The sequence below is a fragment of the Bdellovibrio bacteriovorus genome (genome assembly GCF_001592745.1).
Taxonomy (GTDB): domain Bacteria; phylum Bdellovibrionota; class Bdellovibrionia; order Bdellovibrionales; family Bdellovibrionaceae; genus Bdellovibrio; species Bdellovibrio bacteriovorus_B.
In genome coordinates this window covers 354,197-374,440 of the sequence record NZ_LUKD01000005.1, presented here as the reverse complement: position 1 = coordinate 374,440, position 20,244 = coordinate 354,197, and the positions used below count along the sequence as shown (strand labels likewise).

Annotated in this window: 19 protein-coding genes; 13 read left to right on the top strand and 6 right to left on the bottom strand. The window is 45.6% G+C overall.

Annotated features, from left to right (window positions below):
* Positions 1-25: 25 nt before the first annotated feature.
* Genes ftsH through tsaE form a run of 6 tightly spaced genes read left to right on the top strand, consistent with a single transcriptional unit; the run spans position 26 to position 5,803 of the window.
* Positions 26-1,972, top strand: coding sequence for an ATP-dependent zinc metalloprotease FtsH (ftsH, locus tag AZI87_RS12420; RefSeq protein ID WP_063207523.1), 1,947 nt, complete (start codon positions 26-28; stop codon positions 1,970-1,972).
* Between the two features lie 48 nt (positions 1,973-2,020).
* Complete coding sequence (gene cdaA / locus AZI87_RS12415; protein WP_063207521.1) at positions 2,021-2,833, top strand: diadenylate cyclase CdaA; 813 nt, start codon at positions 2,021-2,023, stop codon at positions 2,831-2,833.
* Positions 2,830-3,252, top strand: coding sequence for a hypothetical protein (locus AZI87_RS12410; RefSeq protein ID WP_063207518.1), 423 nt, complete (start codon positions 2,830-2,832; stop codon positions 3,250-3,252). Before cdaA ends, AZI87_RS12410 begins: the two co-directional genes overlap by 4 nt.
* A gap of 1 nt (position 3,253) precedes the next feature.
* Complete coding sequence (glmM, locus tag AZI87_RS12405) at positions 3,254-4,630, top strand: phosphoglucosamine mutase (protein ID WP_081111028.1); 1,377 nt, start codon at positions 3,254-3,256, stop codon at positions 4,628-4,630.
* 1 nt (position 4,631) lies between these two features.
* Positions 4,632-5,357, top strand: a complete 726-nt coding sequence (locus tag AZI87_RS12400) for a pyridoxine 5'-phosphate synthase (protein WP_063207515.1) — start codon at positions 4,632-4,634, stop codon at positions 5,355-5,357.
* Positions 5,357-5,803 carry a tRNA (adenosine(37)-N6)-threonylcarbamoyltransferase complex ATPase subunit type 1 TsaE gene (gene tsaE, locus AZI87_RS12395; RefSeq protein WP_063207512.1) on the top strand — a complete coding sequence of 149 codons (447 nt, stop codon included), beginning with the start codon at positions 5,357-5,359 and terminating at the stop codon, positions 5,801-5,803. Before AZI87_RS12400 ends, tsaE begins: the two co-directional genes overlap by 1 nt.
* A gap of 88 nt (positions 5,804-5,891) precedes the next feature.
* On the opposite strand, the gene AZI87_RS12390 is transcribed toward tsaE, so the two are convergent.
* The 3 genes from AZI87_RS12390 to AZI87_RS12380 form a co-directional block, all read right to left on the bottom strand.
* Positions 5,892-6,533, bottom strand: coding sequence for a thermonuclease family protein (locus AZI87_RS12390; protein WP_063207509.1), 642 nt, complete (start codon positions 6,531-6,533; stop codon positions 5,892-5,894).
* A gap of 139 nt (positions 6,534-6,672) precedes the next feature.
* Entirely contained in the window at positions 6,673-7,188 is a 516-nt protein-coding gene (locus AZI87_RS12385; RefSeq protein WP_063207506.1) for a cysteine hydrolase family protein, read from the bottom strand.
* A gap of 85 nt (positions 7,189-7,273) precedes the next feature.
* The gene (locus tag AZI87_RS12380; RefSeq protein WP_063207503.1) at positions 7,274-8,743 is read right to left on the bottom strand and encodes a hypothetical protein; all 1,470 of its coding nucleotides are present in this window, start codon (positions 8,741-8,743) and stop codon (positions 7,274-7,276) included.
* A gap of 197 nt (positions 8,744-8,940) precedes the next feature.
* Between AZI87_RS12380 and AZI87_RS12375 the strand changes: the two genes are divergently transcribed.
* The 7 genes from AZI87_RS12375 to AZI87_RS12345 are packed head-to-tail and all read left to right on the top strand — an operon-like array spanning position 8,941 to position 16,830.
* Positions 8,941-10,146, top strand: a complete 1,206-nt coding sequence (locus AZI87_RS12375; RefSeq protein WP_063207500.1) for a cysteine desulfurase family protein — start codon at positions 8,941-8,943, stop codon at positions 10,144-10,146.
* Positions 10,139-11,221, top strand: coding sequence for a tRNA 2-thiouridine(34) synthase MnmA (mnmA, locus tag AZI87_RS12370; protein ID WP_253696781.1), 1,083 nt, complete (start codon positions 10,139-10,141; stop codon positions 11,219-11,221). The genes AZI87_RS12375 and mnmA overlap by 8 nt, the downstream gene beginning before the upstream one ends.
* Complete coding sequence (gene mtaB / locus AZI87_RS12365) at positions 11,206-12,549, top strand: tRNA (N(6)-L-threonylcarbamoyladenosine(37)-C(2))-methylthiotransferase MtaB (protein WP_063207497.1); 1,344 nt, start codon at positions 11,206-11,208, stop codon at positions 12,547-12,549. Before mnmA ends, mtaB begins: the two co-directional genes overlap by 16 nt.
* The gene (gene rnc / locus AZI87_RS12360) at positions 12,546-13,235 is read left to right on the top strand and encodes a ribonuclease III (RefSeq protein WP_063207494.1); all 690 of its coding nucleotides are present in this window, start codon (positions 12,546-12,548) and stop codon (positions 13,233-13,235) included. The genes mtaB and rnc overlap by 4 nt, the downstream gene beginning before the upstream one ends.
* Before the next feature lies 1 nt (position 13,236).
* Positions 13,237-14,148: a GTPase Era gene (gene era / locus AZI87_RS12355; RefSeq protein ID WP_063207491.1), complete on the top strand. Its 912-nt coding sequence runs from the start codon at positions 13,237-13,239 to the stop codon at positions 14,146-14,148.
* The gene (gene der / locus AZI87_RS12350; protein WP_063207488.1) at positions 14,126-15,466 is read left to right on the top strand and encodes a ribosome biogenesis GTPase Der; all 1,341 of its coding nucleotides are present in this window, start codon (positions 14,126-14,128) and stop codon (positions 15,464-15,466) included. The genes era and der overlap by 23 nt, the downstream gene beginning before the upstream one ends.
* Positions 15,466-16,830 (top strand): sodium-dependent transporter, encoded by a 1,365-nt coding sequence (locus tag AZI87_RS12345; protein WP_063207485.1) that lies wholly within the window; start codon positions 15,466-15,468, stop codon positions 16,828-16,830. Before der ends, AZI87_RS12345 begins: the two co-directional genes overlap by 1 nt.
* Here the strand turns inward: AZI87_RS12345 and AZI87_RS12340 are convergent, their stop codons facing one another.
* The 3 genes from AZI87_RS12340 to AZI87_RS12330 form a co-directional block, all read right to left on the bottom strand.
* Entirely contained in the window at positions 16,831-18,570 is a 1,740-nt protein-coding gene (locus tag AZI87_RS12340; RefSeq protein ID WP_063207482.1) for a hypothetical protein, read from the bottom strand.
* Between the two features lie 111 nt (positions 18,571-18,681).
* A complete protein-coding gene (locus tag AZI87_RS12335; RefSeq protein WP_063207479.1) occupies positions 18,682-19,449 on the bottom strand; it encodes an outer membrane beta-barrel protein in 768 nt (255 codons plus the stop codon).
* Between the two features lie 119 nt (positions 19,450-19,568).
* Entirely contained in the window at positions 19,569-20,123 is a 555-nt protein-coding gene (locus AZI87_RS12330) for a glutathione peroxidase (protein ID WP_081112217.1), read from the bottom strand.
* Positions 20,124-20,244 lie beyond the last annotated feature (121 nt).

Sequence of the window (20,244 nt, the reverse complement as noted above, 5' to 3'; positions counted from 1 at the left end):
TAGACCTCGTTTGAAAGGAACTGAAATGCGCTCTACTCAAAAAACGCTAGCACTCTGGTTCTTCCTCATCATTATGGCTGTCTTTCTGTTTCAGGCCTATGAGAGTAAGCACCAAAAAGTGATTGCTGATTTTAACTTCTCGAAATTCACAGAGGCTGTGAAAGCTGGTGAAGTTGCGACTGTCACTTTCCGTCAGGACACAAGTGAAATTGTCGGTGAAATGAAACCGGAATTTGAAAAGAAATATAATGGAACTCACTTTGCCATTATCGGTAACACTCAAGATGAGGGTTATAAATTTCTTCAAGCAAACGGTATTACTCCAAACTACGAACGTGCTGACAACGGTGGCTTCTTCCAATCTTTGATTGTGAACTGGTTGCCATTGATTTTGATCGTCGCGATGTTCTTGTTCATCATGCGCCAGATTCAAGTCGGCGGTGGTAAAGCTATGTCATTCGGCAAAAGCCGCGCGCGCCTTTTAACGGAGCACAAAAATCGTGTGACGTTCAAAGAAGTGGCAGGCGTGGATGAAGCTAAAGAAGATTTGCAAGAGATCGTCAGCTTCCTCAAAGATCCAAAAAAATACACAAAATTAGGTGGTCGTATTCCTAAAGGTGTTTTGCTAGTAGGTCCTCCGGGAACAGGTAAAACATTGCTGGCTCGCGCCGTTGCGGGTGAAGCGGGTGTACCATTCTTCACAATCTCGGGATCTGACTTCGTTGAGATGTTCGTGGGTGTGGGTGCGAGCCGTGTTCGTGACTTGTTTGAGCAAGGTAAAAAGAATGCTCCATGTTTGATCTTCATCGACGAGATCGATGCAGTAGGACGTCATCGTGGTGCTGGTATGGGTGGTGGTCACGACGAACGTGAGCAAACTCTGAATCAGCTTCTTGTTGAGATGGATGGTTTCGAATCTTCTGAAGGTGTTATCTTGATCGCAGCGACGAACCGTCCTGACGTTCTCGATCCCGCTCTTCTTCGTCCAGGTCGTTTCGACCGCCGTGTCGTTGTGAATAAGCCAGACCTTAAAGGTCGAGAGCAAATCCTAACGGTTCACATGCGTAAGACTCCATTGGGTCCTGACGTTGAACCGTCTAAGATTGCTCGTGGTACTCCGGGCTTCTCGGGTGCTGACCTTGAGAACTTGGTGAACGAAGCGGCATTGATCGCCGCTCGCACAGATAAAAAATACTTGGATATGGAAGACTTTGAAAAAGCCAAAGACAAAGTCATCATGGGTTCTGAAAGAAGATCCATGGTTATCTCTGACGAAGATAAGCGCGTGACGGCTTATCACGAAGCAGGACATACGCTGGTTGGTAAAAAACTAACAGGCCTTGATCCAATTCATAAAGTAACAATCATTCCTCGCGGTATGGCGTTGGGTGTGACACAGACATTGCCTGAAAAAGAAAGCGTTTCATTGTCGAAACAAAAAGCGGAAAACATGATTGCCTTCTTGTTTGGTGGTCGTGCCGCTGAAGAAGTGATCTTTAAAGACATCACAACGGGCGCTGGTAACGATATCGAGCGCGCAACAGACTTGGCTCGCCACATGGTTTGCCAATGGGGTATGAGTAAGTTAGGTCCTTTGGCTTTTGAAAAACGTGAAGGTCCTGTGTTTTTGGGAATGCAGTACGGTCACACGCATAAAGATTACTCTGAATCAAAAGCGCAAGAGATCGATGCGGAAGTTTCTAAGATCATCAACGAAGGATACTCCACAGCGGTGCGTATCTTGACGGATTACAAAGATGCTCTTGAAAGATTGGCGAACGCCCTTCTTGAGTACGAAACTATCGACGGTCACGAAGTAGAAATGCTTGTGAACGGTGCGGCTGTTGCGGAGATTGAAAAATACCGTAACAACAAAAGAGATGGTGGCGGTTTAGGTGCTGTGGTGACGGCGGGTAAAAAAGATTCTTCGGGATCTGATCCTGTAGGCAACACGGGTCCTGTGACTATCTAGTATTCGCGAAGCTTTTAGTAGAACGTTTTAATAATTAGAGGCATCTTGATGTTGCAACAGTTTGTCGACAACTTGATATTTATCGTCCAGCATCTGCGCGTGCAAGATGCTGTCGATATGCTTCTAGTATGGATGGTGGTTTACCGGATCCTGGTTCTGATCAAAAGAACGGGCACCATCCAAATGCTTTCCGGTCTTGGAGTTCTAGCCATCGGGTACATCCTGAGTATTTGGCTAGAACTTTTTACGTTTAATTGGATCTTAGAAAAGTTCTTCTCAAATCTTTTTGTGATCGTGGTCGTCCTTTTCCAAGGCGAGATTCGCCGTGCTTTAGCGCACATTGGAAGCAATCCTTTCTTCAATGACGCCTCGACAATTCAAGAAACGCAAATCATCGAAGAGATCGCGAAAGGCATCATCTTAACTGCGCAAAAAGGTTTCGGCGCCTTGGTGGTGGTTGAGCGTGAAATCGTGATCGACTATCACATTGAATTTGGAACGGAAATGGATTCCAAAGTTTCAGCGGAGTTACTGGCGTCCATCTTCCATCCAGAAAGCCCCATGCATGATGGGGCGGTTCTTATTCGTAACGGCAAGCTTCATTCCGCAGGCTGTTTTTTGCCTTTAAGTAAAAATCCGGCTTTAGATAAAAACCTGGGCACACGTCACCGTGCTGCCATCGGATTAACAGAAGAAACAGACGCCTTGGTGTTTGTGGTTTCTGAAGAAAATAAATCTATCGGTATCGTACAAGGTGGTCACTTAAGCCCGAATGTCGAATTGGGCGATATCCGCAAGGCTCTTTATGAAACCTTCGGCCTTAAATACAAAGCCTTCTCTCAACAAGGGGAGGTTCTGTGAAACGTCGTTGGTCCAATATCGTCACCGAAAATTTCAGCTATAAAGTGGTCGCACTTTTTATCTCTTTGATTTTGTGGCTGACCATACTAGGACGTCGTGACTTTGTTCTTAGTAAGAACATCGATGTTGAGCTTATCACAGCTCCAGGGACGCAGGTCGTAGCGCAGACAACAGACCACATCAAAGTAAAAGTTTCTGGGCCGCGTTCCTCCTTGAAAAAATTCTTGGAGAGTTCCCTATCTGAAGCTATCACACTTGATATTTCACAAAAGGGTGAAGGGGTGGTTTATGTAGACATCCCTTTGAATAAGATAGAAGTTCCCCTGGGCGTAAGAATCCTCGGCGTGCGGCCTAATCAGATTCAAGCCGAAGTGGTTCCAGTGAGAGGTCAGACAAATGACGAACAAAAAGGTCAGTAAAGTGGAAAAGAAAGCAAAGCTTTTTGGTACCGACGGCATTCGCGGTACGGCAAATCAGTGGCCCATGACTCCGGATATGGTGGTTAAAATCGGGCAGGCAATTGGGTATCTCTTACAAAAAGAAACTCACGGTTCTCCGGCAGTGACACCTCGTAAAGTAGTTATCGGAAAAGATACGCGTCTTTCGGGTTATATGATCGAGCAAGCTCTAGCGAGTGGTTTAAACTCCATGGGTGTTTTTGTTCAATTGGTAGGTCCACTTCCAACTCCGGGTATCGGGTATTTAACTCGCACGATGAGAGCGGCGGCAGGTATTGTTATCTCCGCTTCTCACAATCCTTTCCATGACAATGGTATTAAAGTTTTCGGTCCGGATGGTTTTAAAATCTCTGATACGATGGAAAAAGAAATCGAACGTTTGGTGCTTGAAGAAGACCTGACGGAGTTTCTTCCTCCAAGTAAGGACATCGGTCGCACAAAGCGTATCGAAGACTCCCAAGGTCGTTACATCGTTTATGTGAAGGGCACTTTCCCTTTAGAGTACACGCTAGATGGAATGCGTATCGTTCTAGATACAGCGAACGGCGCTTCTTACAAAGTGGCTCCGTCCGTGTTCCAAGAGCTGGGTGCGGAAGTCATTCAATTGGGTGACGATCCAAATGGCACAAACATCAACGACAAGGTCGGTGCTTTGTATCCACAAAAACTTTCTGAAGCTGTGATTCAATATCGCGCGGATGTCGGAATCAGTCTTGATGGTGACGCCGATCGCGTGATCATGGTGGATGAAAAAGGGGAGATCGTAAATGGGGATCGCATCCTTGCGATCTGTGCTCTTCACATGAAAGAGCGTGGTCTTCTTAAGGGGAACACGTTGGTCGCGACGCAAATGTCGAACTTCGGTCTTGAAAAGCGCATGAACGAGGCCGGCATCAAGCTTGTGAAAACAGGCGTTGGTGATAAGTACGTCGTCGATGAGATGAGAAAAAATGGTTACAACCTGGGCGGTGAACAATCCGGCCATATTATTTTCTTAGATCACACGACTACGGGTGATGGTTGTATCGCGGCTTTGAGTGTTCTTGCGGTGATGAAACAGACCGGTAAAAAGATGAGTGAACTGAATCGTGTGTTTGAGGACATGCCTCAAGTGCTTATCAATTGCCGTGTGAAACGTCGTACAGAGCTTCATGAGATTGCAGGCTACGACAGTTTGATTGCAAGTATTGAAAAGAAATTAGGCGGCGAAGGCCGCGTCTTTGTGCGTTTCTCAGGAACAGAACCCGTGATTCGTGTTTTGGTGGAAGGATCTAATAAAACACAAATCAGTCAGTTTGCTGAAGAGATCGCCTCCTTCTTAGAAAAAGAGTTATCATAGTATGAAACATAAAATTCGTTTGGGTGTGAATGTAGATCACGTGGCAACTCTTCGCCAAGTGAGAGGCGGAACTACGCCTTATCCTAATCTTGTCGACGCCGTTAAAGCCTCGGTTAAAGGTGGCGCAGAACAGATCACGATTCATTTGCGTGAAGATCGCCGCCATATTCAGTTAGAAGATCTTAAAGTACTTTCTAAGGTGTGTCCGGTTCCTCTTAATTTAGAGATGGCTGCGACCGCGCAGATGGTGAAATTCGCGAAGAAATATCGTCCTGACTGGGTTTGCTTTGTTCCTGAAAAAAGAGCGGAGCTAACAACAGAAGGTGGCCTTGATGTAAAGAAAGGCTTTAAGAAGATGGCGCCGATGGTTGAAAAACTAGGGCGTATCGGGATTGAAATTTCGATGTTTATTGAGCCTTCCATCGAACAAGTTGAAGCGTCTTATGAAATCGGTGCGGATGCTGTTGAACTGCACACGGGAAAATGGGTTCTGCTAACGGGTGCAAAAAAAGAAAAAGAGTGGAAGCGCTTGGTAGATGCTGCTGTGTGGGCGAACTACTTAGGTTTGAATGTTCACGCCGGCCACGGTCTTGATTATCATCACTCAAAGCTGATCAATAAACTTCCCTTCCTTCAGGAGGTGAATATCGGGCACTCTTTGATTTGCTACGCTCTTGAAGACGGCCTTCAAGAATCCGTGCGCAAGATGAGAAAGATCTTAAAGTAATGTCTGAAGTTTTAAACTCCGAAAGAACAGTGAGAAATCTCGCTGAACTTAAAGAGTTCTGGAAAGAAATTTTGCCAGCTCTCAAAGATCGCTGCATTTTATTAATGAGCGGTGATGTCGGAGCTGGTAAAACCACTTCAGTCCAACTGATCGCAGAGATTCTAGGAATGCGAGATGTTCAATCTCCGTCTTTTGCGATTCACTTACGTTATGAAAACCAACAAGGCCAAGCCTTGGATCATTTAGATCTTTATCGCCTCAAAGACGACGACGATCTTGAAAGCTCAGGCTTCTGGGATCTTTTCAGTCAGCAAAAATCCCTGATCATCATCGAATGGGCAAACCGCCTGGACTACGAATACCTACCCATGAACTGGCAAAAAATCGAAGTCCAATTCCAAAAACTTTCCGACACCGAAAGAAAACTAAAAACCCACACCCTCTAAAAGGTGCCTGCTTCTTTTTCGGGTCTACACCGCATCAAAATGCCAAAAGTCCCCTGGCACCTTTTGGTTTGGGTCCGCTCAAGATTTTTTAGTTGTAGCCGTTTTTGTAGGCTTGTTCGAAGCTGGGGAAAAAGACTCTTTTCCAGACGGGAATATTGGCGGAGTCTTCAGGTGGAAGGACTTTTTTAAGTTCGAAATCACCGATGACATTGCGACCGACTTGGTTTTGAACTCGCATGCGGAACTCGTAAGGAATTTCTGTGCCTTTGAATTCGTTTGAGAAAATGCCGCGTTTGTTGTCGAAGGCTTCCTTAGAAGCTTTGCTGTAATCAGAAACAACGCGCTTATCGAATGGGTAGATAAAGTACATCGCTCCCCAACCCAGACGAAGCATTTCGATATTAATATCTTTTCCGTTTCTCAATAAGCGACCTAGAACACGGCCATGCTTGTCGACCTGACTGTCTTCAGAAAGAGTGAGGATACTACCTACAGGAGCTAATTTCAGTAAAACATCGCGGGCTTTAAGGGCCACGTCACCTTGAGTGCTCTTATAGAAATCCACTTCCGGGGTGTCGACTCCCAACAGGCGAACTTTGTACTTCTGTGAGTCTGAAACGCCAGTCGCCGTTAAGGTGTCGCCGTCATGAACGCTGATCACTCGGATTTGAAGATCGGCAAAGACGGAAAGGGGAAGAAGAAAAAATAATAAGAAGAGCGTTTTTTTCATAGAGAGAGTTTTAAAACTTTTACCTCTGAGAATCCAAGGATTCCCTTCATAGAGAAGAATTTCCTCTGGTGTATAAACTTATGACAAAGGTCTTCTCGTCAGAGGCCATTAATTGGTTATAAACGGTGATTCTAAAGATTTAAATCAACTCGCAATGAGGGCGAGTGATCAAGTCGGCCTTGATCTTAGCCCACTTTTTAGGAGAGCCACTCAGGATAGCTTCATCCACGAGCTTCACTGAATAACCGAGTTTGAGGGCGCCATAGGCTGTTGCCTGAATACAGGCTGTACCATCCTGCCCAACAATGTGGATTTCGTTAATGCCTTTTTCTTGCAAGATGCGATGAAGATCCGTCGATGCAAAAGTATTTTCCGTATTCTTTTGAAGAATCTGGGAATTACGAATTTCTAAGCGCGGATCAAAGATGGCGTTGGGGTCAGCGCGTAAGCCGGCGCCTTTAAAGAACCACTTGAGAACCCATTTTTCAGGACCCTTATCAAAGAAGTGCTGAATGTAAAAGACATCGAAATCTTCTTTCAATGCTTTCTCTGTCAGTTGATTGACCTTCGAAATGGCTTTCGCCGCCGCTTCTTCCGTTGCATTCATTTTCAAATAACAAACTTGCAGATCAATAACTAAAAGGGCTTTTTTCATAGGTAAATTTTAACTTCGGTTTTCAAAAAAATGTAGGGGCATCGGTAATTGATGCGGTGTAGACCCAAAAAAGAAGCAGGCACCTTTAGGCGGCGAGGCCTTTGACGAAATCAACAGAGAGCTTTTCGGCCAAGTTCAATGAGACCTTGTTGTAGGCGGCTTTTTCCGCGAAGCCCATCAGCATTCCTACCAATTTTTCGTTGATAATGATCGGAGAAATTGTGACGTGGTCGGGGATGCGTCCCTGATTCCAGTCTTCGAAGAACTTCTCGTTGATTTCATTTAAAGAAATGTAACCGTGGAAAGACTTTTGTGTTGAAGCCACGATGTTAAAAATACTTGGAGTGTGTAGAGGAAAACGCATGGATGTGTCCTTCATGCCTTGGAAGTTTTCGTCCCAAGCAAAGGCCGTCATTTGAGTTTCTTGCTCATCCAAAGTTAAAATCATCGACTTTTCAAAATGCACTTTCATTTCACTTAAGATCTGTTTCACTCTTTCGTTTAAGATCGCGGCATTTTTCTTTTTCATTCTTTCCAAAGCAAAATTCCCGGAAGCCACAGGATTGATTGTGGGTTTCGCTACACCCGCAGGGCGAGGAACGATTGGAATCGGCTTATTACCAAAGCTATCCTCAAAGGGAGGAGGCATCTCTGATTTTGGCGGTGGTGGCGGGATTTTCTTACCACCCAAAGCTTCATTCACTGCCACCACGACCGGCGCTTTTTCTTCTTGCACCACCAGTGGTTCAACAACGGGGGCAGATGTCGCTGCCGGAGTTAAAGCCACTTCGTCCACTTGAGTTTTTGGCTCGGAGCCTTCAGAAAATTCAACAACGATGGAATCGCTAGAAGCTTCTGCAGAAACAGGGGCTTCTGACGAAGGCGCCTCTGCTGTCGACAAAGCTTCAAGACGAATCACAGTCGGGCCGTCAAACAAACCGTCTAAACCCTCTTCTGATGTGTTTTGATCCAAAGAAAGAGGTTCTAAACTTGGAGCTGCATTTTCATTTTCAGAAACTGCTAAATCATCGAAGGAGAAACTGTCTTTAGGGCCTTGTTTTGTGACCGTGGCAACAGAGAAATCCATGCCTTCCGGAGCTTCTTCCGCAGGTGAAGCAGCGACAGGAGTAGTAGCGGTCGCAGGTATTGCTGCCGCACGAGGATGCAACTGTTCCCAAACCTGTTCTAGACTGTCAAAGTGCGCCAGCACTAAAATCGCCGAAGGTGTTTGAGGAAAATCCTGTGGCGGTTGAAGACAAGCTACGATGAGTGAGCCATCCCACTCCGCCACAGGCAGACACTCCGCAGACCACGGGTAATGGGTCGCCCACTTTGCGAACATTTCCTGGGAAACGGAAGTCTCTGTAAAAAATCGTGACTGAAGCTTTGGTAGTTTGTAGTGATCTTGTGCCCAGTTTAAATACAGCTCAGAGCTGAGGCGTTGTTCCTTCAAAGCATAACCCAACAGGCTTAAATTCGAACCGCTCTGTTCAAAAGATTCGGTAAGTCCTTGAAGTTGCTCTTTAAAATGTTCAAACCAGGCATGAATACTCATCTAGGGTTTTATCGGAATTTTAGGCCAGAACATTAAGAATCCGAGGTCTAGTCTAGCTTCGGTCGGAAAAAGCCCCTTTTTAAAGCACTTTAGGGGGTGTAGAATTTCCACTTCTGTTAACGCATTAGACGGCTCAAAACCGCAAATATTCTTAGAAGTTTTCAATACTTAAGAAGTATGCTAGTTTCCCCGAACTTATGAATCAAAGCCGTGTCTTTCATTATTTCGACCACAACGCCACAACTCCTGTGTGCAAAGAGGTTCTTGAAGCTTTGCCTGAACTTGCGCAAGCTTGGGGAAATCCTAGTTCCATTCACTGGGGTGGTCGTATGCCGAAGAATATTCTTCGTGATGCCCGTAAAGCTGTGGCAGATGCGATTCATGCAAGTCCTTTGGAAATTGTTTTCACCTCGGGTGGCAGTGAAGCGAACAACACCGTACTTAAAGGCCTTTTTGATTACTATCAAACGGCGCAATTCCTCACCGCAGAACAACGTCGTCGCACGCACTATATGACAACGACGGTCGAGCATCCGAGTATCATGAAGGCCATGCAGCACTTGCAGTCGTTGGGTGCGCGCGTGGATTACATTCCAGTGAATCGCCAAGGCGAAATCGATCTTGAATTTTATCAGGCTCACTTGTCCGAAGAAACAGCTCTCGTATCCGTGATGATGGCGAACAATGAAACCGGCACTTTGTTTCCAATCAAACGCATGGCTGAGATGGCGCATGCCAAAGGAGCTTTATTTCACACGGACGCTGTTCAAGGTTTTGGAAAAATCCCAGTTGATGTCCAAGAGCTGGGTGTGGACTTCGCTTCTTTCTCGGGTCACAAGTTTTACTCAATCAAAGGAACCGGGGTTCTTTACACGCGTAAAGGCAATAACGTCAGCTCTTTGATTCATGGTGGTGGTCAAGAAAGACATCGTCGGGGAGGCACGGAAAACACTCTGGGCATTGGTGCCTTGGGAGTGGTGGCTAAAAGAGCCTCGTTGATTCCACAAAAAGTGGAAACATTGACGAAGCTTCGTGACTACATGGAAAAAAGAATTCTTTCAGAAATCGAAGAAGTCACGATCACCGCAGGGGAGACGGCACGTCTTCCGAACACAAGCTCTTTGGTTTTAAACGGAGTGGATGGCGAAACCATGTTGATGTCTTTGGATATCAAAGGGTATGCGGTTTCCACAGGGGCCGCTTGTTCCAGCGGAAATCCCGAGCCCAGTCCGGTGTTACTCGCGATGGGCTTAACACGTGCGGAAGCGCAAAACAGTTTGCGCGTCAGTCTAGGTTGGGACACGACTCAAGAAGAAGTCGACGGTTTTATTGAAGCATTAAAGGTCGTAGTGGCTAGGCTACGATCACTGAACAACAACGAAGGAGATTCTTGCCATGTCTAAAGGGAGAGTCCTTGTTGCTATGAGCGGAGGCGTGGACAGTTCTGCCGCGGCTGCGCTCTTGGTCGAACAGGGGTACGAAGTTATTGGGGCGACAATGCAAGTCTGGGATTACTCGACTTGTGATATCGAAGAAGGGAATGGGACTTGCTGCTCAAGCATCGATGTGGATGATGCTCGCGCTGTAGCAGATCGTCTGGGCATTCCGTTCTATGTTTTAAACTGCGAAGCGAAATTCCGTGCGGCGGTTATCGATCCTTTTCTTAAAGCTTATCTTGAAGGACAGACACCGCTTCCGTGCGTGAACTGCAATACGTACTTGAAGTTTGATCACTTGGTTAAAAAAATGCGCGAGCTTGAGTGTGATTATCTGGCTACAGGTCACTACGCAAAAATCGTTTATGATGAAAATGGCAAAGCCTCTATTCACACATCAACAGATGATTGGAAAGACCAAACGTATTTCTTGTTCACAATTGATCCAGAGCTTGTTCCTAAGTTGTTATTCCCTGTAGGGGATATGAAAAAGCCTGAAGTGCGTGCTTACTCAGAAAGCCGTGGCTTGGTCACAGCTCGTAAGAAAGATTCTCAAGGTATCTGTTTTGTGGGTAATCAGGGGTATCAGAATTTTATTAAAGGCCAAGTCGATAAAACCATCCTGGCATCTAAAAAAGGTCTGATCAAACGCTATCCAGCCGGTGAAGTGATGGCTTCTCACGAAGGTATTCACAACTTCACAATCGGTCAAAGTAAAGGCCTGGGTATGGATCACCACGAAAAACTTTTCGTGATCAAAATTGATTCCGCAGACAATACAGTTTGGGTCGGTGACGAATCTCATCTGCATGCTCTTGAAGTAACGGTTGTTGATCCAAAACTTTTGGACGAAGTTCAAGATGGTGAAGTGATGAGTGTGAAGATTCGCTATCAGCACAAAGGCTCTTTGGCGCAAGTTTTCAAAACGGAAACAGGCTATAGATTGAAATTCCAAGAGCCACAACGTGCTGTGACGCCAGGACAAGCGGCGGTGTTTTATCGCAACAAACAACTGGTGGGGGGCGGATGGATCACTCTGTAAAGTATCAGGTCCACACCTTTGGTTGTAAGGTCAATACTTACGATACGGGCTTGATCCAAAAGAACTTGAATGCCCATGGTTTTGCTCCGGTGATTTCTGGAGAGAAAAACGCGCGCGTTCATGTTCTTAACACGTGTGCAGTGACGGCGGAGGCGACAAAAGAAGCGCTTCGTTATATCCGTCGTCTGAAAGTAAAAGATCCTTTCTGCACGATCGTGGTTACAGGTTGTGCTGCGCAAGTGGATACGGGGTCTTTTTCTAATCTTCCGGGCGCGGATTTGGTTGTTGCCAACTCTCATAAAGGATCTTTGCCAGATCTTTTAAATAAACACTTCCGCGGTGAACTTACGGAAAAGGTCTTTAAATCGAACATCTTTAAAAAAGAAGATTTAGAAGCGGGTGGCGGTATTGAGAAACACCACACACGCACTTTCTTAAAGATTCAAGATGGCTGTAATAGCTTTTGCACTTACTGTATTATTCCGTACGCTCGTGGTAAGAGCCGCTCTATTTCAGTGGCAGATCTTGTCAATCGCGTGAACGAACTTTACGCGGAAGGTTCGAGAGAAGTCGTGCTTACGGGCGTTCACATTGGTGATTACGAAGACGAAGTGGGCGGCAAGAAGTATGTGATGGAAGATTTGATCGAAAATCTTTTGGTGCGCACAAAAATGCCTCGTTTCCGTCTTTCCAGCTTGGAACCCGTTGAAGTTTCTGAAAGACTTTTAGAGCTTTATCAAGATCCACGTATGTGTCCTCATTTTCATATGAGCATTCAAAGTGCGAATACGGATGTGCTTTTTCATATGAAGCGCAAATACACACAAGATGATGTGGTGAAGTCTTTAAATGCGATTGCTAAAAAAGTGCCTGGCTCTTTTGTCGGTATGGATGTGATCGTTGGATTCCCCACAGAGACCGAAGAACAATTCCAAGATACTTACAATACTTTAGCGCAAACGCCTTGGACTAAAATCCACGTCTTTCCTTACAGCGAAAGACAAGGCACCCGTGCCGCTGCGATGGATGTGTCAGTTTATCCCCATGTTCGCGCCGAGCGCGCAGCTCGCTTGCGTGAGTTGAGCCTTTCTCGTTACTCGGAACTCGCGAAGTCGCAAATCGGTCAAACTAAGAAAGTATTGATTCTCAAAAATGCGGCTAAAGGTGGTCAGGGCCTCAGTCATGATTACTGGCCCGTGGAGATTCTAGGGGCCGAGAGCTTCATTGATCACTGGGCAGGACAAGAAATCGACGTGAAGATTTCGGGTTATGATCATTCCAATAAACAACATATGGAAGGTCATTTGTTAGGCGAGGTGGTTCCATGACAAATCTTGAAACGAGGCTAGGGTATACATTTAAAAACCAAGCCCTCTTGCAACGAGCTTTGACTCATAAGAGCTACGCCAATGAGCTTAAAAATGCGACTGAGCACAACGAAAAATTAGAATTCTTAGGCGATGCGGTCTTAGATTTAGTCGTCGGCGAATTTCTTTTTGAAAAGTTCCCGGAAGATACCGAAGGCGGGCTTTCAAAAAAGCGCGCTAGCATAGTGAATGAAGAAGTTCTTTCCGAACTGGCTCTTGATATGGAGTTAAACAAACTCATGCATCTAGGCAAAGGGGAAACACTGACCGGAGGCGCACAAAAGCCCCGACTTATTGCCTCTTCTTTTGAAGCCATCGTCGGTGCGATGTACTTAGATGGGGGATTTGAAGCGGCGAAGAAATTCATTCGCTGCGAATTCACGAAGCTCACTGAAAAAGTGTGCGGCACTGAAGATTTTGAACGAGATTATAAAACGCGCCTTCAAGAACTGGTGCAAAAGTCCCTCAAAGAAACACCTCGCTACGAGGTTTTAGCTGAAGAAGGACCGCCTCATGACCGACAGTTCTTGGTGTGCGTGAAGATTAAAGATGATGTTTGGGCCCAGGGGCGAGGGCGCAGTAAGAAAAATGCAGAGCAATCTGCGGCAAAACAAGCCCTGGAAATGAAGTATAAGGAGACGAATTAAAATGGGTTATAAAGCAGGATTTTTGGGATTGATCGGACAACCCAACGCAGGGAAGAGCACTTTGATGAACTACCTTGTGGATGAAAAAGTCTCTATCGTGTCGGCGAAACCGCAAACGACTCGCCGTCGTATTTTAGGTATTTGGAGTACAGACAAAGGACAGATCGTTTTTGTTGATGCTCCCGGTATCATTAAGGCTGATAAAGGTCTGAATAGCTTTTTGGCAAAAGAAGCTGAAGAAGTGATCGCGGATTCAGATGCTCTTTTGGCTATCGTCAGTGTTGATGAAGGAAAACCAGAAGATGCGGAAAAGATCTTAGATCTAGTTTCTAAAAGCGGAAAACCTTGGATCGGTATCGTGACTAAAGCAGATATCGAAGAAAAAGCGCACCGTGTTTTGATTCTTAAAAAGATGATTGAAGACCGTGGTGGTAAAGCCATGTCAGTTTCTGTTAAAGATTCTAAGGATGATCAAGAAGAGCGTGAAGCAATGTTGATTGAATTCCTAGAACTTCTTCCAGAGACACCGGCACCTCTTTACGACGTCGAACTTTTCACGAACGAAAATGTGCGTGAAATGGCTTCTGAAATTATCCGTGAGAAGTGTTTTGAATCTTTACATCAAGAGATTCCGTACTCACTGGCTGTACGTATCATAAAATTTGATGAAGCAGCGACACCAGTTCCAAAGATTTATGCGGAGATCATCGTATCTAAAGACAGTCACAAAGCCATCGTGATTGGTAAAGAAGCCAAAGTGATTAAGCAAATCGGCATGGATTCCCGCAAAGAAATTGAAAAACTAATGGGTGAAAAAGTATTCCTCGACCTTCAAGTCATCGCGAAGCCTGAGTGGTTTGAGAACAAAAGAATGATGAAGGAGTTGGGCTATGCAACAAAATCTGAAAACTGAGTTTGCGCCCAAGGTGGCCATTATCGGCCGCCCGAACGTAGGAAAATCAACACTGTTCAATATCGTCACGGAAACTCGTAAAGCCGTGGTGAAAAACCAAGCCGGTGTGACTCGTGATATTATCATTGAGCCTGTCGATATTTGGGGTAAGCAATTTGATTTGATCGACACCGGCGGTATTACTGAAGCCGGAGATATTTTTTCAAAGCTGATCCGTGAGCAGGTGACAGAATTTTTGCATTCTGTAGATTTGATCGTCGCGGTGATGGATGGTCGCGCGGGTTTAGTGCCTGAAGATCGTGACATCATTCGTGTCGCCAAACAAACAGGAAAACCTTTTCTTTTAGTGATCAATAAAGTCGACAAAGTTAGCGACGAAGAAATGGCGAAAGCTGATTTCTATGAGTTTGGTGTCGATATTATTTCGGCTTCTTTTGAGCAACGCCGTGGTCTTTCTGACATCCTTGAATGGGTGACAAAACAAATTCCGGATAATCCAGGAACGGTGAAAGAGGGTATGAATATCGCCATCGTTGGTAAGCCCAACGTAGGTAAAAGTTCTATCTGCAACGCCATCTTGGGTGCAAAACGCATGATCGTTTCTGACGTTGCCGGTACGACGATTGACTCTGTCGATTCTCCGTTTATCTATAACGGCAAAAAGTACACTTTGGTTGATACTGCAGGTCTTCGTAAATCAGCGAAGCGTGAAGAAGATCTAGAAATCATTTCAGCATTTAAATCTCAAGAGGCCATCCGTCGCGCTGATATTGTGCTCTTGATGGTTGACGGAACTATCGGACCTACGGATCAGGATGCGCGCATTATGCAGGCGATTTTGGAAGACCATAAAGGCGTGATCTTAGTTGCCAACAAATCAGATCTTGGTGGTAAAGAAGTTCCTGAATATCGTAAAACGTTCCGCGAACAAGTAGAACGCACGTTCCACTTCTTTAAAGATGTCCACGTCGTATTCACAAGCGCGAAGACGGAACAAGGTCTGGGTGATCTTTTTGATATGATTGAAAAGGTCTCTGATCAAATGAACTTCCGTGTTCCGACATCAGAGTTGAATGATTTCTTCTTTGAGACCATTCGTAAAGCTCCAGCTCCGGTTTGGGGAACAACGAATGTGAAGTTCTATTACCTGACTCAAACTTATCAACGTCCACCGGCGTTTATCGCCTTTGCGAATCATCCGGATGGTGTGACAAATTCGTATCGTCGCTTCTTGATCAAAAATATCAAAGAGCGTTGGGATCTTCACGGGATGCCGATTCGTATCTTCTGTATGAAGTCTCGTCGTGGTGGTGAGTAATGATGAAACGCGGCTCGTGGCGAACGCGCTTTGGATTTTACCTTTTGGCCATTGGCTCTGCCTGTGGTCTAGGTAATCTTTGGCGCTTTCCTTACGTAGTCGGCGAGAATGGCGGCGGAGCCTTCATTCTTATGTACGTGTTTCTGTCACTAGCGATTGGCGCTCCGATGCTGATTGCGGAATTGATGATGGGTAAAAACAGCCGTCGTTCCGTGATCGTCGCCACCCAGCAGCTCAGTCAAAAAGCCGGTAAAGGCTTTCGCTGGGCGGGACGCTTGGCTGTCATTCTCAGTATTGTTGTTCTTTCTTATTACGCTGTGATCAGTGGTTGGGTTTTACACTTTATGACCCAGTTCATGATTTCTCTTTTCAGTCCCCCAGAGATGGTCACGGCAAAAACAAATCTTGCGGCACTTATGGGAAACGGCTGGCTTCAGTTGATGTTGGCCAGTGCGCATTTGCTGATCACGGTTGTTGTCGTAGTAAAGGGTGTTCAAGAAGGTCTTGAAAAGTTCATCAGCTACACGATGCCGTTATTTGCAATTTTAGTGTTTGTTCTGGTGATGCGCTCCTTTTCTTTGCCTTCCACGCCAGAAGTTTTGCGTTTCCTTTTCTATCCTGACTTTTCAAAATTGACCTGGTCCTCGTTGAATCATGCCTTGGGACACGTGTTTTTCACTTTGTCTGTCGGCTTTGGAACCATGGTGACCTTTGGTTCTTACATGCGTGAAGAAGATCACGCACCCACGGCGGGCTTTCGTGTAACATTGGTCGATACGGCAATTTCATTAATTGCCGTGGTGATGATTTTTCCCGTGGCCTTCCAAGCGACGAATGTTCCTCTGACAGACCCGGCGTTGATGTTTGAAGTTTTACCGCGTTATCTTTTGGGAATTCGTGGGGGGACTCTATTTGGTCTGGCGTTCTTTGCCTGCCTTTACATGGCTGCTCTGAATGCCAGTATTGGTCTTTTAGAAGTTGTTGTTTCTAACTGGGTGGATGCACAAAAGACCATGGAGCGCGGTCGTGCCACTTGGTATTCGGGTCTTATCGCATTGGTTCTAACTATCCTGCCGGCGCTTTCAAGTTCGGTATTTAAAGAAGTTCGAGTTGCGGGCCGCTCAGTGATTGAGTCTTTAGATTCCTTATTAATCAATTGGGCTCTGCCGCTGGTTGCTCTTAGTATTCTGATTGCTTACAACATCGGAACTACAGAAAAAGAAAAAGAACTCAGCTTTATCGATAAAGAAAAGTTCGTTTCTTACACTATGTATCCGCATTGGCGCTTCACTTTGCGCTGGGCCGCACCTGCCGTGATCGTTCTTGGTCTTTTGATGCAGGTGATTGGTGTCTTCTTTAAATAATTAAATCGGCGAAGGGTGACCATCCACTCGCAGTTGGAAAAGAAAATACGGCGGAATGCACGCACCCTTCCCGCTGGATGTCTTCATGCAGATGTAGTCCGCACGACATGCAGTTTGATTGTCGCAGGCTTGCAAAGCTCCGGGGCGAGTATTCTCTGCCAAGCACTGTGAGAACGGGCGAGATTTCGCAAGACAGTTATTAAATCCAACAAGAACGGCGATAGCTCCGCAAGTTTCTCCAGGTTTTAAGTCTGCGCATCCACCGGAACACATGCCGCCGGGAAATCCCACGCGAGTGGTTTCGCAAAACATCCCAGAACCACAAGTGGTTTTTGCAAGCGGTTTTAATCCGTCCTTGTGGGCGTTGCGGGTTTGAGAAATCAATCCGGGCTCGCAAGGGTTTCCCGCAATGGGGGTTTCAGGAAGGCATTCTCCAATTTCAACATTTTTTTCTGGAGCGACAACGGCCGTGCATTTTAATCCTGCGGCACAAGTCCAAGCCTTGTATTCCGAAGAAAGGCCGCAGTGAGCATTTAAGGCGCCGGGTTTAAGAGGATCTCTTTCTGAAAAGGGACGAGAAGGGTCGGCTGTCTTTCCTTCTAGGAGCGCGGACCAATATTTTCTTCGACGTGGTATCTCATCAATCATATGGGGAGACTGCGAAGAAAAAATCGAGTTCGCAAATACAGTTTTTGCGTGATCGGTTCCTAGAAAATGAAACCCGGCAATTGTGCGGCCTTGGTGACAGCCAGCACAACTCATATCATTCAAACGACGACGGAATGACGAAGCTCCATAGATATGGGTCAGTTTGCTATAGTCGATATTCTGAAAATCTTCTTTCTTAAATACCGAATCAAAAGGCCGATTCGCCAGTCGATTCATTCCGTGAAGAGCAAAGGAGCTCACTTTGCGCGCTAAGAATTTTTCGGGAATATTTAAAACTCCCTTGTCGAGGGCTTGAATTTGTTCCGGCCTTAACAGCCAGCTTAAAAGTTCCTGTTTTAATTGCGAATTGGTATTTAAAGCGTCGACATCCGGTGTGTTTTCTAAAGGCGCAGGGATCCATTTGCCGTTATTGGCGACGTGATAAACGCGCATAAAATATTCTGCGTGTCCTCCCATGTCGCCACGAACCGTTGAAGGCCAGCGTACAGACTGCAAATTAAGTTCTAAGGATTTCAGTTGCGATTTTTTCGTCCATTCTAAAATAGTGGTCGTATTAATCTGGGTCCATTGACTCGCGATTTCTTTGCAGGAGTCTTTAAGGGGAAGCTTAAAGACCGCATTTGCCGTCATAGGAAGGCGTGAGTTTATCAGAACGCCGTTTTGGTTTTTTTCGTAAGAAAGGCGGTAGATCAAACGCAGCTCTCCGCAAGTTCCAGGATTAAAGATGGCGCGGTCCATGCGGTTTACGATGCCGACGAGCTCAAAGCGGGCGGATGAAGATTGAAGCCAGCGTACATCGAAAAGACGGTGACTGTACTTCATCGAAGGTCCGAGGTTTACATCTGCGGCCTGAAGAGCTTTAAGATCCGTTTCGAGGTCGGTAACTAAAGTTTTATATTCTGTCTGCGCGAAAAGATCCTTGTTGTTAGTAAGTTTTGTTGCGAATAAAACTTCTGAAAAGCTGACGCCCTGGACTTCCATGGATCGCAAACTGACCGGATCTTCGATGAGTAGTTGAGCCTGACTGAAATAGGAGGAAAATAAAGAGATAAGAAAAAGGATGTTTTTCATTTTATTATGCTTACCAAAGTCGTCTCGGGTGTCACGTTGCGAATTGATAAGTCTTAAAATAAAAAAGGCTCCGTATTCGGAGCCTTTTCATAAAACCAGGTTTAAACGGGATTAGAAGTTCATTCCCAGGATAAAGAGGAAGTTATAAAAGTCACCCGTGAGGTTTTTATCAAGCTTTTCAGAACCGTCCACGTAAGACTTGTTTTCGTCACTGAAGTTGACGTAGTGATAAGTCCCTTGAATTCCTAAGTAAGCCTTTTTGCGCATCAAAGGAATTTCTAAACCTGCACCGACATCAAAACCCATAGTGGAATCGCGCGAGAATCCATCAAGTCCCGAGATCGTGTAAGTACGATAGAATTGTCCAAGACCACCCAGGATGTAAGGATTTAAATCCGCAAGACCGCGAGTGACGTTTTGAGTGTTTAAGTAATACTTCAAATCCACATTCACTGAGGTGATCGAGACGTTCCCAGTGTAAGTTTTAGATTGGTTGTTGACGGTAAACTTAACGGCGTGGTCGCCGGTTTGAAAACCTAAAGTCATCGCCAAACGAAGATCAAAGAAATAGCTTAAGAAGATTCCGAAAGTAGGTGCTGCCTCGTAAGAGTCCGCAAAGTTCCCCGTGAAACCACGATAACCGCCGGCAAGACCAATTGTAAAGAAGCGCCCGTTACGGAAAAAGTTGATGTCAGCTTCTTCATCGGATTCTTCATCGAACTCACTGTAGTCCGTGAATGGGTCGTAAGCCTCATCTGGATCTACTTGCGAAAGAAGATAGGATTTGTGATCGGACTGAGCTTGCGCGAGATTTGGAACTGCCAATGCGCCCAGCAGGAAAGCCAGAAGTATGAACTGAAAAGTGGATGCGGTTTTCACAAGGTCCCCCTCTGAATATTATCGAATAAAAGAGGGCAAAACTTCAAAAAAAAGTATCAAAACGAAGTCCAGTCTTCGCTCTTTGTCTCACTCTGAAACATCCCTAGATTTTGTCGAAGTTATAGCGGCTCAGCCAACGCTTTTTCAACGGCATTTGTGATGCTGTCGGAAGAAGGTTTTGTGATCGAACCCCAGCGTTCAATCACCTCGCCACGACGATTGATGAGGAATTTTTCAAAATTCCAACCGACATCTTTGAAAAGAAGGCCCGGCTTTTTCTCCGTCAGGAATTGATAAACGGGTTGTTTGTCTTTGCCGCTGACCGGAGCTTTATCGAAAAAGGGGAAGGTGACGCCGTATTCCTTCTCTGCAAATTTTTGGACCTCGGAGTTTTCGCCCTTTTCTTGCTTAAAGTCATTGGAAGGGAATGCCAGAACGACGAAGCCACGATCTGCATATTTTTTGTACATATCTTCAAGTTCTTTAAGCTGAGGCGCGAACCCGCACTGCGAAGCTGTGTTTACAACGAGCACGACTTTGCCTCTGTACGTCGAGAAATTCACCTTTTTGCCTGAAATGCTGGGTGCTGAAAGTTCAAAAAAGTTCTTCGGAGCGTCGTAAGCCTGAGTGATGAAAGAAAAGAAAGTGAGACTAAGAAGAATCAGTAAACGCATAGGGACCTCCCGATGAGTTCCGAGTCTAAGAGGGGCTTTTTAAAATCTCAAGAAAAAGACCTTTTGAGGGTTTTAGATGCGGTGCGCACCTTTGACTTTGCGAACGCCTGATTTTCTAATC